We start from the raw sequence: 13126 nt of genomic DNA on the forward strand, positions 1-13126 counted from the left end.
ACCTTACAGTTTCCCTTCTGCAGCCATTTTTACATAAGTATCTGTGAAACGTAATTTAATGTTGCTTGGGTCACCGAATGTTTTTCCGTTAGGAAACTCCATACCGATGAATTCTGCATTTGGTGCACCTTCTCCAAGAATACCGTGTTCAAATGAGAACTCACTCACTTTTTTCATTGTATTTGGTAATGCATCGCTGTCTGCAAACTCTACAGCTTCACTTGCATCGTAAAACATTTTTGTAGAGTTCAATTGACTTTTATATCCTGCCAGATCTGTACCCGATGCTTCAGCCATAAAAGTTAACGCTTTCGTATCACCTTTTTTCATAAGAGCCATAACTTCAAACCATGCACCTGTTAAAGCTTTTGCTAACTTTGGATTATCTTTTAATGTTTCAGAGTTTACAACTAGCATATCGATGATTTCACCCGGAATTTTGCTTGAATCAAATACAAGGTTTGCATCTTTTTTGCTCATAATCTCACTTAACTGAGGATTCCAAGTCACTAATGATGTTACATCTGCAGATGAATAAGCTGCAACGATATCTGCATCAGATGTATTTACAACTTTAACATCACGCTCACTCATTCCAATACTCTCTAAACCACGTGCTAAAAGGTAATGAGAAACAGAAAGTTCAACAAGGTTTACATTTTGACCTTTAATGTCAGCTAAACTCTTTTTCCCTTTAAGGATGATTCCGTCATTTCCATTTGAAAAGTCACCCATAATTACTGCTGTCGAATCAACTCCTCCTGCAGCTGGAATAGTTAAAGCATCCATATTTGTCATAAGACAACCGTCAAATTTTCCGTTAGTATATTGATTGATTGATTCTATATAATCGTTTACTTGTACAAGTTCAATTTCGATACCGTATTTTTTAGCCCATTTGTCAACAATGCCTTTTTGCTGAGCATAATCCCATGGCATCCAACCGACATAAATAGTCCACGAAACTGTAAACTTGTTCTTTACTTCTGCCATAAGCGATGATGCACCTAGCCCCATTACAAGTGTTGCGGCAACTAATAGTTTTGATGTAGATTTAAAGAAAGGCTTCATTAGAGACTCCTGAATAAATTTAAATTAAACACGGCAAGAGGTTTCAAACCTCCCGGGCTTTTATCCCTCCGTGTAACTTCTATTATTCGAGAAGCCGATAACTCTCGGACCAGTCACAAAGTAATTTGCCGGAACCCTAGTCATCTGTTGTTTGGTTAAGGTCTTTCAACCTCATGTCATGTTTTCTACAGATAATTGTACCAGAAACGGTTCATTCGTGCACCAGCAATATGATTAAATTTTAATCAATTATAAAAAATATTGAAAATTTATTTTTTGATGATTTTTGAGAGTAGTAAAGCCCTCTTATAGAAAGAGGGCTTATGAGATATTTGCTTTAAAGGAGAAGCTTTCTCGGACTGAGAAAGCCTAGAAATTGAAATTTGATTAGAAATTGTAAGTTAAATACGCTTGGAACGAAGTTAGATCTTCCATATCTCCAGTTGAAGTTCCACCTTTATAACCGAACATATCATGAATAAGTGCAAAAGTTGTGTCTAATGGACCAAAAGATTTACTAGCAGTAAAAGCAATTTCATCTACACTATCGTTAGTACCGAAAGTAATCCCTTTAGGCTTGATATCACAAGTATAGTAACCTAAGAAAAGATCAATGTCTGCTACCGTTGTTTCTGCAGAAATAGCGATAGTATCAGCACCTGTTTGACTTACAGTACCATACCACCACCACATTTCAGTATACAGTTGAGATTGAGCACCTGATGATTGTCCACGAGTTGCAAGGTTAGATACACCAAATGTTCCTTCGTTATCTACAGAAGAATAAGCAACTTTAACAGTACCTAAATCTTTCATTGAATAACCAAGCATTAAACCGTATGCAGAGTCATTTTTAGAACCTGAAGCTTCAGGGTTAATATTTACATATTGAGCACCAGCAAGGATACCGTCCATTTCTAGATCAGCTTGTAACCAGTATGCTTCAGCAAGATGTGTAACATTATAGTACCATGCTTTTGCCGTTAAAGGAGCAAAAGAGTTATTGATAATACCTGCTGCATAAGCACCATCAGTACCGAATGTATAGAACTTTCCATCTACAGATGTAACATTACCGATATTGTTAGCAATGTTATCGTCATCACCCGTACCGTTTGAATTACCAATCCATGCACCGATCACTTGAGTATTTGGAATATCTTCGTTGATAACTACCGCACCTTCAAAAGTATTTGTAGTGATATTCCATGTTTCTGTAAATGCAAGTGGCGTATCGATTGCTTGACGTCCTAATTTTACAGTTGTTTTACCTAGTGTAGCTGCAATCCATGCTTCTGAGAAGAAAGCTGCATTATCTACCTTAGCACCATAAGAACTACCATTAGCAGTTGCAGTATGAGCACCTGACCATACATTGCTCACAAGATTGTTTTCTAAACCAAGTGTAGAAACTCCCTGAAATTCTACACCTGCAGAGATACCTGTAGTAAGATCTGCTGTAGCACCAAGAGTTACACCAAGATCAGCATAACTTGCATCTTTATCAAACATCTTTTGATTTGGTGCATTTTTTACAGTTGTAGCATCAGAACCATAGAAAAGGCTTGCACTACCATTAACGTTGATATTATCTATAGCATATAAATTTGCTCCTAAAATTAATGCTGCCGCTAAACTTATTTTATTTACTTTCATCTTGTCTCCTCGACTCATAAAAAATTTTTAAAACACTGCAAGAGATTTTTAGTCTCCCGGGCTTTTATCCCTCCGTGTAACCTTATTTAATTAAGGTCGATAACTCTCGGTCCAGTCACAAAAATTTGTCGGAACCCTAGTAATCTATTAATTTATAAAGCTAAAAAAATATAATAACCTTATATCTCAAGTCATGTTTTGTAATTAGCATGATATAGTATATAGATAGTTAATCATTCATAAAAATGATTAAATTTTAATCAACACTCTCTTTTAACTATCAAAATATTGTGATGATAAACTAGTAATATATCTCCTAACTACGTAGTATCAATGCCTAAATAAATATCTTTTATATATTATGTAAACTTTTCAGCTTATTCCTAATTATGAAACTGATCAGTGAATATCAGTAATAAATTTCATTGGTATATATTATGTATGTATCTTTTTAAGAATATAAGAAAGGAGATCGATAATGCAAACACAATGGATCATCTATAATAGTGCTTTAGGGATTCGTGACTTTGTAACTATTGGTCATGTTGAATCTTCTCACAATGGTCACCAAGCTTGGCTTGAAGAACCCTATGAGATGGTAGGTCCTTTTGATCTAGAAGAACTTGAAAGAAGCGGTGAAATCAATTTTGCCGCATGTCAGGTAATCTCTATGCAAATATGGCATGAAAAACGACAAAAGTTTTTAGAAGCAGCTTTGAAAAAACAGCAAGAGCTCTATGAAGAGATCAATATATACAATCGCAGTAGACAAAGAAGTTTTGGTAGTTTTGAAAAAAGAGATGAAAAAGAGATGAGAATACTGTTGGAACTTCCTTTAACAGGAAAACTTGAGACGTCACAAATCAAATCTGCATATCGTCGTCTTGCAAAACAGAAACATCCTGATCACGGTGGTAGTCATCAAGAGTTTATCCATCTTACAAACGCTCGTGACCTCTTACTCAAATGGAATCTAGTTTAAGATATAATATTTAACACTAACTTATTAAATAAGGTCAGGATACGTCATGAAAAAAGAGTATAAAGAGAGTTCTATAGGGAAATTTTTAAGCACTGTTATCATAGTTCCTCTAGTGGGCGGTTTACTACTATGGACATGGATCGGAGCTATTGTAGTCTCCGTAGGTTATTTACATTCAAAAATTATGCAGTATCAATTTTCAGCTTTCATTTATAAAGAAATTTATGAGCTTGTTACCTTCTACACCGATAATCCGAGATTTATAACAATAGTACTTACATTAACTGTTTTAACGCTGCTATTTAGTATATGTGTAGTTTTTATATCATATCTTATCAAGAGTATCTACAATCTGTTTACAGTTTTCAATAAAAAAGAGTCTTTAGAAGAAAAAGAAAACACAAATGAATAGTGACTACGATAAACGGGCTTTAATTAATACAGCAACTATAGAATGGGAAAAAACCGAACAAAAAGGTATTTTCAAAAAAACACTCTCTTTCAATATGGAAGAAGAGACAGCTTTAGTTAAAATGGAAGAGTACTCGAAAGTAAATGAAAATTCTCAAATCAACAATGTAGAAATATTTGTTTTAGAGGGAACTTACATTAATGAATTTGGAAAGTTTGGTAAAGGGAGCTATTTACATCTGCCAAAAGAAGATGAATCTTTTGTCAACACTACAACAGGATGTACAATCTTTAGAAAAACCAATTACTCTAAAAATGATCAACAAATCATCATTGACACATCTGCTTCTGAATGGCTGCCCGGACAAGGAAATTTAGAAGTACTCCCGCTAGATATCCAAACAGCCTTAGTAAAATGGCCTAAAAATGAAAGATTTATCCCTCATAAACATTGGGGTGGAGAGGAAATTTTTGTCTTACAAGGCACTTTTATGGATGAACATGGAAAATATCCAGAGGGTTCCTGGATAAGAAGCCCCCATTTAAGTGAACACTACCCTTATGTAGATGAAGAAACTATAATTTTTGTTAAAACGGGGCACTTGTAATTTAGAAGTTTTTACTCACTAAAATTAGCAAATGCACCTTCAACACTGAGAACACTTTTGTATTTTGTATTTGTAAGTCTTACTTTTTTTGTGTTTAGATCACAAACTGCTATACGAAAGCTTGAACCCATATACGGTTCAACAATGCAGATGATCTTCTCTCCTATTTGACGTGTTGCATGAATATTCCCTTGAAGTGTCGGAAAAAAGTATTGTGGATAACTTAAAGGTGTAATTTCAATGATCTCTACGCTGTTTCTTTTTCTTAGGCTCTCTGCCAGTACCTCAGCATCTTCAAAAGTCTCACACTGAACACACCAGTCATCAAATTTTTTATTAAAATGTTTAAGATCTTCATCTAAAAAACCACCTGCCGGTGATTGTAAAGCGAATATACTCATTATTTACAACCTAATCTATTGAATGTATTACTTTGACTCTTCCAATATCCCCACTGGTTAATCTGACTTTGATACCGTGAGGATGTATTGCAGAATTTGTAAGGATATCTTTTACGATCCCTTCCGTTAATTTACCACTTCTTTGGTCCTGCTTTAAAACTATACTGACCTTAGAACCTGGTTTTATATCTGCTCTTCTTTTCCCATCCATTCTTATTTATCACCATCTTTTTTTGAAGCTTTTATCTGAAATGTACGTGGCTTTCTCTTCGGTTCTGTAACTTTATTGTCGGAATTACGGTCGTTCTTCTTGTTGTCACTGTCACGCTTTTTGTCAAACGGTTTTCTATTTTTATACTCACTCTCAGAACCTTCTTTTCTATCATACTTTTTCTTATCGCTAAAAGGCTTTCTGCTACTTTTCTCATCCGTGGCTTTTTTGTCATGGTTGAATTTGTGCTTTTTTCCCGATTGAGTACGGCGAGACTGATACTCTGCACGTTCTTCTTCAGTACGGACTGTTCCGTCTTTATGATGATTACGCTGACGACGTTTATCAGGATCTGCAGGTTTGCCAAATTTTTTCTTTTCATGGCGTTGTTTTTGATTATATTCCGAGCGGTTTTTGGAAGGACGGTCATTTTGCTTTGGAAACTCTTTTTGAACAGTTTTAACTGGTTCAAAGCCCTCTAAATATTTTTGCGGGATAGTACGACCTAACAAGGTTTCGATCTGGTAAAGCAGTTGTGATTCTTCTTGAAGCAGCAGCCCAATTGAAAGCTCTTTGGCACATGACAAACGCTTAATGTATTGTGAAGCTTTTGCAGGAAGATCAGCATGAATGACAAGATCGAATTGTTGTGCATCTATTTCATCATCGGTCATGACGGTAATGTTTTCAGCACTTTCGAGCGAGAGATTTTCCTTATGTGAAACGGCAATAAGAATAGACTTATCGGCATAATGAGAAATGAGCTGTGTCAACATTTCTTGCTTGCGTGCAGGTTCACAATGGTATAGCCAGTGATTGTTGCGCTTGATGGTAATAGAAGATAACATAGATGTCCTTAAAAAAATATCTCGGGCAGATACAAACGAGTATGGAATTATAGCTGGATTCTCATGAAACAACCGTAAAACGACTTATGCCACAACCTATAAATTTTAGCTAATTCAATTTTTGAATAATTATTATATAATCTATACAGACACGTACAAGGAGATCTAAAGTCACATGAATATTATCCGTCTTCTCTTTTTTCCCTTAGTACTTTTAATAATACTGATGATCTTTGTAAAAAACGGAGATGATACAGATAAACAACCTTTATCAAAAGAATCGACTATCCTTGCTTTTGGTGACAGCTTGACTGCCGGATACGGAGCATCTAGTGGCAAAGACTATCCTTCACAACTGCAACGTCTTAGTGGTATAAAGGTGATTAATGCAGGTATATCTGGAGAGGTTTCTGCTGATGGTTTAAAGCGGCTTCCAGAGTTACTTCAACAATATAAACCTCAAGTCGTCATACTTTGTCACGGAGGTAATGATATATTACGAAAAAAATCGATACATCAGCTACAAGAGAACCTTCGTCAAATGATAGTTCTAGCTCAAAATAATGGTGCTGAAGTACTACTTGTCGCTGTTCCTAACTTTGGTTTATTAGGCTTGTCTCCACTGTCACTATATGAAGTTCTTGCAGATGAGTATAAACTTATGTTTGCTGAGGACGTACTCAGTGATGTTTTGGGAAAGAACCAACTCAAAAGTGACACTATCCACCCTAATGATAAAGGCTATAAAGTTATTGCTGAACGTTTTTATAAGATTTTATCGGATGAAGGACTACTAAAGTAACCCCAGTCTTTCTTAGTTTGGGCTAACCAGCTTTTTTATATTGCGAGGAAGGTGTGCAAAAGGAAACTCTTGCATACCTTGTTTGATATTGTCTTCAAAAATCATTACATCCAAGGTCATTTTTGAAGGGTAAAAGCGAATCACTTCGAAATCTCTGTTTTCAATACTAAAAGTGATGTTTTGATTTTTAAGTTCTATACTTTTTTGTTTTTTCTTCGCCATTTTTTATACCATTTATTTTTTTATGTATTATATTTAAATCAACAACTAATTAGCAAATTTGACGATATGGAAAATTTTTAGTAAGAATGACCACAGTTTTGTAAAAATGTAATCTATTGTAACAATGTTATTTATTTGTATTTTTGATTATATATTTAATGAAGTTTAACATGGTGCGCCCGAAGAGATTCGAACTCCTGACCGCCGGTACCGCAAACCGGTGCTCTATCCAGCTGAGCTACGAGCGCACATCCATTTAAAGGAGGCTGAAATTATAGCACCTTTTCCTTAGAGTTTTATAAAATCTAATCCTCTTTATCTATTTTTTTTACTATTTCGTCTATTTTCTTATTTTGAGTAAAAATTTCATATGTTTGTCTTACATAAGCTTGCAGCATTGTTTTGGCATCATTGTTACCGTCACAATTAAAATCTCTTTGCATTTGTGACTGTAAAAATGTGGCAAATTCGTCTTCCACATCTACGTCAAATCTTCTGCCTCCAATATGTAAGCCTATTTTTTTACTCATTAAATATTAGTCCAGTATACTTTCTATTTTAGCAACTATCTCTTCGATCTCTTGATCTTTTTCCGCGTTGAGTGATGTTAATTTCTCAATCTCTTGATCTTTAATTTCACGTTCTGCTTTAAGAGTCACTACTTCATTTCTTAAAACTTCATTTTCTTCTTTAAGGTTATAAACTTGTTGTAATATCTCTGAAACCTTCGCACTTAATAGTTCTAAAGAAGTTTTTTCCTGCATTTTCTATCCTAACTTTCTGTATCTTTTATATTCCTGTAATTCTATCATAAATCAATACAATGAGATATTTTTTATATCTAATTAGATATAATTTATAAAATTAACGACATAGGTATTAGATAATATGGATAACTTTGAAAAGTATTGTACTCAATTTGTTCAAGAGGTTGGTTCTAAAGAGGGAGCAATCTCACCGACAATAACGTCTTCAGCATCATTTGCTTACGGTGATTGTGAAACAGCGGAGGGGATATTTAACGGTAGTGTTAAAAAACCTTTATATTCTCGTGTGGGTAACCCGACAACTGCAAAACTAGAATCACTCATGGCAATGATGGACGGAGGTGTTGGTGCAGTAGCTACTAGTTCAGGTATGGGTGCAATCACTTTAAGTGTTATGAGCTTACTTGCTAGCGGCGATGAAGTTATAAGTGTCGGTGGACTATTTGNGACATAGGTATTAGATAATATGGATAACTTTGAAAAGTATTGTACTCAATTTGTTCAAGAGGTTGGTTCTAAAGAGGGAGCAATCTCACCGACAATAACGTCTTCAGCATCATTTGCTTACGGTGATTGTGAAACAGCGGAGGGGATATTTAACGGTAGTGTTAAAAAACCTTTATATTCTCGTGTGGGTAACCCGACAACTGCAAAACTAGAATCACTCATGGCAATGATGGACGGAGGTGTTGGTGCAGTAGCTACTAGTTCAGGTATGGGTGCAATCACTTTAAGTGTTATGAGCTTACTTGCTAGCGGCGATGAAGTTATAAGTGTCGGTGGACTATTTGGCGGAACATACTCGTTTTTCACTGAAACAACTGCAAGATTTGGAATCAAAACAAGCTTTTTCGATGTAGATGAGCTCGATGCTATTAAAGCAGCTATCACTTCAAATACAAAAATCATCTTCTTAGAAAGTGTCGGAAATCCAAATATGAGACTTCCGGACATAAAAGCTATTGCGCAAATTGCCAATGAAGCTGGAGTTGCATTAATAGTTGACAATACAATAACACCTCTTAGCATTAAGCCTTTAGAATTAGGTGCAGATATTGCTGTTTATTCGACTACAAAAATTATCTCTGGTAATGCTTCGGCACTTGGCGGTTGTGCAGTATTTCGTGCTATTAATGAAGGTGATGACAAGTTCAAATCTGAAAGATATACTTTTATGGCTAAATTCATCAAAGGGATGGGGAAAATGGCACTTATCCCAAATGCGAAAAAAAGAGCACTAAGAGATTTCGGAATGAGTGCAAATGCACATGCCTCGTATCAAACAATGTTAGGTATGGAAACATTGGCATTAAGAGTTCCAAGAATTGTAAACAGTGTTGAAGTGATCGCAAAAGCATTAAGTGAAAAAGGTTTAAATATCAACCATCCGTGCTTAGAGTCTCATCCACACCATGAACGTTACAAAAGTGACTTTTCAAACGGTTGTGGAACACTACTGACAATTGATATGGGCACGCAGGAAAAAGCATATGAGTTTTTAAATAGAACGAAACTTGCAACTATAACTGCAAATATTGGAGACAGCCGTACATTAGCATTACATATGGCATCAACAATTTATAGTGATTTTAACGAAGATGAAAGAAAGTTTTTGGGAATTACCAATGGTCTTATCCGTGTTTCAATCGGATTGGAAAATCCACAAGATATTATTGAAGACTTCTTAAACGCAGCGGAGTAAAGCTATGGCAACAGAAACAAAATACGAAGTTTCAGAGGATCTTAAACTAAAATATCCTAAAAAGTATAAAGTCTATCTTTTAAATGACGACTATACTACTATGGATTTCGTAGTTGACATCTTGATTGGTATTTTTCATAAAACATATGAACAAGCGCAAGATATCATGTTAGAAGTACATAAAAAAGGACGTGGTATGTGTGGTGTTTATACACATGAAATTGCGGAAACAAAAGTTATGCAGGTGTTATCAAAAGCAAAAGACCACGGTTTTCCGCTAAAAGCTACTATGGAAGAGGAATAAACCATGATTAGCCCTACCCTAAATGATATATTTCAAAAATCTATACTTTATGCAAAGAGATCTCGTCACGAGTATTTAACGATAGAACATGTGTTTTATCTTCTTTTATCTTCACCTGAAGGTTCTTATATCATTGAATCATGCGGTGGGGATGTTTCAAACATGAAAACTTCATTGGCAAATTATATCCAAGACAATATTGAAGAGCTTCCTGAAAACATTGATCAAGAACCTTATGAAAGTGTTGCCCTTTCTCGCCTGATCGATAAAATGGTCAGACACATCCAGTCTGCGGGACAAATGAGTGCTGATGTAGGTGATTTAATAGCTGCTTTGTATGAAGAGGAAAATAGTTTTTCATACATGTTGCTGGAACATTACAATATCTCAAGACTTGATATTTTAGAATTCATCTCACACAACACGGATTTAGAACAAGAAGCTGATGAAAAACAATCACCACTAGATAAATATTCAATTAACCTTATCAAAAAAGCCAAAGAGGGAAAAATAGACCCTGTAATTGGCAGAGATGATGAGATTCAAAGAGTAACACAGATCCTCTGCCGTCGTAAAAAGAACAATCCTATATTAGTTGGTGAACCAGGTGTTGGTAAAACAGCTATTGCTGAAGGATTAGCATTAAACATCGCTGCCGATAAAGTTCCAGAGCTCCTTCTTAATTCTGAACTTTATGCACTCGATCTTGGGGCTTTACTCGCAGGTACTAAATACAGAGGTGATTTTGAAAAACGTCTAAAAGCCGTTATGGATGAACTCAAGAAAAAACCAAAAGCTATTTTATTTATAGATGAGATTCACACACTAATTGGTGCAGGAAGTACAAGCGGTACCATGGATGCTGCAAATCAGCTAAAACCAGCACTGGCTTCTGGAGAGATCAAATGTATGGGTGCTACAACATTTGCAGAGTACAGAAACGGTTTTGAAAAGGACAAAGCGCTTAGCCGTAGATTTTCTAAAGTTGATGTAAATGAGCCTTCAACTGAAATTAGCTACCGTATCTTAAAAGGTTTAAAATCTAAATATGAACAACACCATAATGTTTCATATACGAATAAGGCACTTAAAACTGCCGTAGACCTCTCAAAAAGATATATTACAGATAGATTCTTACCTGATAAAGCGATTGACTTGATTGATGAAACAGCAGCATCATTTCATCTTAAAAAAGCACATAAAACTAAAGTAAGTGCAAAAGATATACAAAAAACCATTACTAAAATGGTAGGTATTGCAGATACACATATGAAAGAAGATGACCTATCGCTTCTACAAGATCTTGCAGATCAACTAAAATCAAGAGTTATCGGACAAGATAAAGCTATTGAAATTGTCTCTCAAGCAATTAAAATATCTAAAGCTGGTTTAACTCCAGAAAACAAACCTATTGCCTCATTCTTATTCTCAGGTCCTACAGGTGTAGGTAAAACAGAACTTGCACTTTCACTCAGTCAAATTCTTGGCATTCACTACGAAAAAATTGATATGAGTGAATATATGGAGAAACATGCGCTATCTCGCTTAGTTGGTGCACCTCCAGGCTATGTAGGATATGAACAAGGAGGATTACTCACTGAAGCTATTAAAAAGCATCCATATTGTGTGCTATTACTTGATGAAGTTGAAAAAGCACATCCTGATCTATTAAATATCCTTTTACAGATTATGGATACAGCTACGCTTACTGACAATAATGGATATAAAGCAAACTTTCAAAATGTTATTTTAATTATGACCTCAAATATTACGGCAAGTTCAAGAGCTGTAATGGGCTTTAATAAAGATGAATCTCTCTCAAAAGATGAAGAGCTAAAATCTTTCTTTGCCCCTGAATTTAGAAATAGACTTGATGCAATTGTAGAGTTCAAACAACTTACACAAGAGATTGTAGAAGGGATTGTTAATAAATTTATTGGTGATTTGAACAATGATCTTAAAAAGAAAAAAATCACTGTCTTAATCGATGAAAAAGCAAAAGAGTATATTGCTAAAACTGCATACTCTAAAGAGATGGGTGCTAGACCACTTAAACGATATATTCAAGACAATATTACAAATAAACTAAGTGACGAGATACTATTTGGTAAACTCCAAAAAGGTGGTAGTGTATCTGTTACAGTAAATGAAGACTCATTAGAGTTAAACTTTACAGAACTGGAAGTTAATGATTCCGGAGCTGAATAAATTCTCCTTAGCTTTCCCAGATCCTAGAGAAGCCAACGAAGACGGTATCTTGGCTTGGGGAGGTGATCTTAATCCCTCACGCTTAATCCGTGCATATCAAAACGGTATTTTCCCTTGGTACTCTCAAGGGGATCCCATTCTTTGGTGGTCTACTGACCCAAGATTAATTATGGAACTTGATGATTTCAAACTTTCAAAGTCACTCAAAAAAAGTATGAAAAAGTTTACATATAAATTTGATGCAAACTTTCCGGAAGTAATGCTTAAGTGTGCATCAACACCTAGAAAAGATCAAATGGGTACTTGGATTAATAATGATGTAATTCAAGCATATACTGAGCTATTTCACATGGGATATGCCCACTCTGTAGAAACATATTATAATGGTGTGCTTGTTGGTGGATTATATGGTATTGTTATTGGAAGAGTATTTTGTGGTGAATCTATGTTTGCACATATGAATGATGCATCCAAAGCTGCTTATGCTACATTAATTAAGCATTTAAAGATATGGGGATATGATTTTATAGACTGTCAAGTACCAACAGAACATCTAAAAAGTTTAGGTGCAAAAGAAGTAGCACGTGATTACTTTTTAATGCGATTAAAAAACTCTGCTTTTGAAAATATAAATAATAGATGGGAAATTATTGAAAATGGTGCCGACACGAGGATTTGAACCCCGGGCCTGCTGATTACAAATCAGCTGCTCTAGCCAACTGAGCTATGTCGGCAAATTTTAAAGACTTCTATCCTATTGTGAATTTTAAAAAAACAATAGAATCAGAAAATTGATTAATTGATCTGCAACTAGGCAGCGACCTACGTTTCCACTCTTGCAAAGAGCAGTATTATCAGCGATGAGAGGCTTAGCTTCTGGGTTCGGAATGGGGCCAGGCGTTTCCCTCTCTCTATAGCCACCTAGACAAGATC

At 35.3% G+C, this 13126-nt stretch carries 17 protein-coding genes, 2 tRNA genes, 1 rRNA gene and 2 riboswitches; of the genes, 9 read left to right on the forward strand and 11 right to left on the reverse strand.

Annotated features, from left to right (window positions below; genetic code table 11):
• Nucleotides 1-3: 3 nt before the first annotated feature.
• Both P6N22_RS08405 and P6N22_RS08410 read right to left on the reverse strand, forming a co-directional pair.
• A complete protein-coding gene (locus P6N22_RS08405; protein ID WP_280331997.1) occupies nucleotides 4-1071 on the reverse strand; it encodes a putative urea ABC transporter substrate-binding protein in 1068 nt (355 codons plus the stop codon).
• Between the two features lie 47 nt (nucleotides 1072-1118).
• A riboswitch (guanidine-I (ykkC/yxkD leader) is annotated at nucleotides 1119-1222 on the reverse strand.
• A gap of 236 nt (nucleotides 1223-1458) precedes the next feature.
• Nucleotides 1459-2727, reverse strand: a complete 1269-nt coding sequence (locus P6N22_RS08410; protein ID WP_280331999.1) for a hypothetical protein — start codon at nucleotides 2725-2727, stop codon at nucleotides 1459-1461.
• 51 nt (nucleotides 2728-2778) lie between these two features.
• Nucleotides 2779-2878, reverse strand: a riboswitch (guanidine-I (ykkC/yxkD leader).
• A 327-nt stretch (nucleotides 2879-3205) separates the two neighbouring features.
• Here P6N22_RS08410 and P6N22_RS08415 point away from each other — a divergent pair.
• The 3 genes from P6N22_RS08415 to P6N22_RS08425 are packed head-to-tail and all read left to right on the forward strand — an operon-like array spanning nucleotide 3206 to nucleotide 4728.
• Nucleotides 3206-3709 (forward strand): J domain-containing protein, encoded by a 504-nt coding sequence (locus P6N22_RS08415; RefSeq protein WP_280332001.1) that lies wholly within the window; start codon nucleotides 3206-3208, stop codon nucleotides 3707-3709.
• A gap of 46 nt (nucleotides 3710-3755) precedes the next feature.
• A complete protein-coding gene (locus tag P6N22_RS08420) occupies nucleotides 3756-4121 on the forward strand; it encodes a hypothetical protein (protein ID WP_280332003.1) in 366 nt (121 codons plus the stop codon).
• The gene (locus P6N22_RS08425) at nucleotides 4114-4728 is read left to right on the forward strand and encodes a cupin domain-containing protein (RefSeq protein ID WP_280332005.1); all 615 of its coding nucleotides are present in this window, start codon (nucleotides 4114-4116) and stop codon (nucleotides 4726-4728) included. Before P6N22_RS08420 ends, P6N22_RS08425 begins: the two co-directional genes overlap by 8 nt.
• An 11-nt stretch (nucleotides 4729-4739) precedes the next feature.
• Here P6N22_RS08425 and P6N22_RS08430 read toward each other — a convergent pair whose 3' ends face one another.
• Genes P6N22_RS08430 through P6N22_RS08440 form a run of 3 tightly spaced genes read right to left on the reverse strand, consistent with a single transcriptional unit; the run spans nucleotide 4740 to nucleotide 6116 of the window.
• Complete coding sequence (locus P6N22_RS08430) at nucleotides 4740-5129, reverse strand: hypothetical protein (RefSeq protein ID WP_280332007.1); 390 nt, start codon at nucleotides 5127-5129, stop codon at nucleotides 4740-4742.
• Between the two features lie 10 nt (nucleotides 5130-5139).
• A complete protein-coding gene (locus tag P6N22_RS08435) occupies nucleotides 5140-5340 on the reverse strand; it encodes a YwbE family protein (protein WP_280332009.1) in 201 nt (66 codons plus the stop codon).
• Between the two features lie 2 nt (nucleotides 5341-5342).
• Complete coding sequence (locus tag P6N22_RS08440) at nucleotides 5343-6116, reverse strand: hypothetical protein (RefSeq protein WP_280332011.1); 774 nt, start codon at nucleotides 6114-6116, stop codon at nucleotides 5343-5345.
• Between the two features lie 247 nt (nucleotides 6117-6363).
• Here P6N22_RS08440 and P6N22_RS08445 point away from each other — a divergent pair, with 247 nt between their 5' ends.
• Complete coding sequence (locus tag P6N22_RS08445; protein ID WP_280332013.1) at nucleotides 6364-6990, forward strand: arylesterase; 627 nt, start codon at nucleotides 6364-6366, stop codon at nucleotides 6988-6990.
• Nucleotides 6991-7002: 12 nt separating this feature from the next.
• Here the strand turns inward: P6N22_RS08445 and P6N22_RS08450 are convergent, their stop codons facing one another.
• The 4 genes from P6N22_RS08450 to P6N22_RS08465 all read right to left on the reverse strand — a co-directional run bounded on the left by P6N22_RS08450 (nucleotide 7003) and on the right by P6N22_RS08465 (nucleotide 7976).
• The gene (locus P6N22_RS08450) at nucleotides 7003-7212 is read right to left on the reverse strand and encodes a hypothetical protein (protein ID WP_280332015.1); all 210 of its coding nucleotides are present in this window, start codon (nucleotides 7210-7212) and stop codon (nucleotides 7003-7005) included.
• A 171-nt stretch (nucleotides 7213-7383) separates the two neighbouring features.
• Nucleotides 7384-7460 (reverse strand) — tRNA-Arg (locus tag P6N22_RS08455).
• A 57-nt stretch (nucleotides 7461-7517) separates the two neighbouring features.
• Nucleotides 7518-7742 (reverse strand): hypothetical protein, encoded by a 225-nt coding sequence (locus tag P6N22_RS08460; protein ID WP_280332017.1) that lies wholly within the window; start codon nucleotides 7740-7742, stop codon nucleotides 7518-7520.
• Between the two features lie 6 nt (nucleotides 7743-7748).
• Nucleotides 7749-7976 (reverse strand): hypothetical protein, encoded by a 228-nt coding sequence (locus P6N22_RS08465; protein WP_280332019.1) that lies wholly within the window; start codon nucleotides 7974-7976, stop codon nucleotides 7749-7751.
• Nucleotides 7977-8100: 124 nt separating this feature from the next.
• Between P6N22_RS08465 and P6N22_RS08470 the strand changes: the two genes are divergently transcribed.
• The 5 genes from P6N22_RS08470 to aat are packed head-to-tail and all read left to right on the forward strand — an operon-like array spanning nucleotide 8101 to nucleotide 12872.
• On the forward strand, nucleotides 8101-8433 hold the full coding sequence (locus P6N22_RS08470) for a PLP-dependent transferase (protein ID WP_280332020.1): 333 nt from the start codon (nucleotides 8101-8103) through the stop codon (nucleotides 8431-8433).
• A gap of 12 nt (nucleotides 8434-8445) precedes the next feature.
• Nucleotides 8446-9681 (forward strand): aminotransferase class I/II-fold pyridoxal phosphate-dependent enzyme, encoded by a 1236-nt coding sequence (locus tag P6N22_RS08475; RefSeq protein ID WP_280332022.1) that lies wholly within the window; start codon nucleotides 8446-8448, stop codon nucleotides 9679-9681.
• Nucleotides 9682-9685: 4 nt separating this feature from the next.
• On the forward strand, nucleotides 9686-9985 hold the full coding sequence (gene clpS, locus P6N22_RS08480) for an ATP-dependent Clp protease adapter ClpS (RefSeq protein WP_280332024.1): 300 nt from the start codon (nucleotides 9686-9688) through the stop codon (nucleotides 9983-9985).
• A gap of 3 nt (nucleotides 9986-9988) precedes the next feature.
• Nucleotides 9989-12193: an ATP-dependent Clp protease ATP-binding subunit ClpA gene (clpA, locus tag P6N22_RS08485; RefSeq protein WP_280332026.1), complete on the forward strand. Its 2205-nt coding sequence runs from the start codon at nucleotides 9989-9991 to the stop codon at nucleotides 12191-12193.
• Nucleotides 12174-12872, forward strand: a complete 699-nt coding sequence (aat, locus tag P6N22_RS08490) for a leucyl/phenylalanyl-tRNA--protein transferase (RefSeq protein ID WP_280332028.1) — start codon at nucleotides 12174-12176, stop codon at nucleotides 12870-12872. The genes clpA and aat overlap by 20 nt, the downstream gene beginning before the upstream one ends.
• On the opposite strand, the gene P6N22_RS08495 is transcribed toward aat, so the two are convergent.
• Nucleotides 12851-12927, reverse strand: a tRNA-Thr gene (locus tag P6N22_RS08495). The genes aat and P6N22_RS08495 overlap by 22 nt on opposite strands.
• A gap of 75 nt (nucleotides 12928-13002) precedes the next feature.
• Nucleotides 13003-13118 (reverse strand): 5S ribosomal RNA (gene rrf / locus P6N22_RS08500).
• Nucleotides 13119-13126 lie beyond the last annotated feature (8 nt).

The organism is Sulfurimonas sp. C5, from assembly GCF_029872055.1.
GTDB lineage: Bacteria > Campylobacterota > Campylobacteria > Campylobacterales > Sulfurimonadaceae > Sulfurimonas.

Bases quoted from the DNA above. Each gene is read 5' to 3' on its own strand.
- P6N22_RS08405 (WP_280331997.1), bottom strand. From the start codon at position 1,071: ATGAAGCCTTTCTTTAAATCTACATCAAAACTATTAGTTGCCGCAACA.
- P6N22_RS08410 (WP_280331999.1), bottom strand. From the start codon at position 2,727: ATGAAAGTAAATAAAATAAGTTTAGCGGCAGCATTAATTTTAGGAGCA.
- P6N22_RS08415 (WP_280332001.1), top strand. From the start codon at position 3,206: ATGCAAACACAATGGATCATCTATAATAGTGCTTTAGGGATTCGTGAC.
- P6N22_RS08420 (WP_280332003.1), top strand. From the start codon at position 3,756: ATGAAAAAAGAGTATAAAGAGAGTTCTATAGGGAAATTTTTAAGCACT.
- P6N22_RS08425 (WP_280332005.1), top strand. From the start codon at position 4,114: ATGAATAGTGACTACGATAAACGGGCTTTAATTAATACAGCAACTATA.
- P6N22_RS08430 (WP_280332007.1), bottom strand. From the start codon at position 5,129: ATGAGTATATTCGCTTTACAATCACCGGCAGGTGGTTTTTTAGATGAA.
- P6N22_RS08435 (WP_280332009.1), bottom strand. From the start codon at position 5,340: ATGGATGGGAAAAGAAGAGCAGATATAAAACCAGGTTCTAAGGTCAGT.
- P6N22_RS08440 (WP_280332011.1), bottom strand. From the start codon at position 6,116: ATGTTGACACAGCTCATTTCTCATTATGCCGATAAGTCTATTCTTATT.
- P6N22_RS08445 (WP_280332013.1), top strand. From the start codon at position 6,364: ATGAATATTATCCGTCTTCTCTTTTTTCCCTTAGTACTTTTAATAATA.
- P6N22_RS08450 (WP_280332015.1), bottom strand. From the start codon at position 7,212: ATGGCGAAGAAAAAACAAAAAAGTATAGAACTTAAAAATCAAAACATC.
- P6N22_RS08460 (WP_280332017.1), bottom strand. From the start codon at position 7,742: ATGAGTAAAAAAATAGGCTTACATATTGGAGGCAGAAGATTTGACGTA.
- P6N22_RS08465 (WP_280332019.1), bottom strand. From the start codon at position 7,976: ATGCAGGAAAAAACTTCTTTAGAACTATTAAGTGCGAAGGTTTCAGAG.
- P6N22_RS08475 (WP_280332022.1), top strand. From the start codon at position 8,446: ATGGATAACTTTGAAAAGTATTGTACTCAATTTGTTCAAGAGGTTGGT.
- clpS (WP_280332024.1), top strand. From the start codon at position 9,686: ATGGCAACAGAAACAAAATACGAAGTTTCAGAGGATCTTAAACTAAAA.
- clpA (WP_280332026.1), top strand. From the start codon at position 9,989: ATGATTAGCCCTACCCTAAATGATATATTTCAAAAATCTATACTTTAT.
- aat (WP_280332028.1), top strand. From the start codon at position 12,174: ATGATTCCGGAGCTGAATAAATTCTCCTTAGCTTTCCCAGATCCTAGA.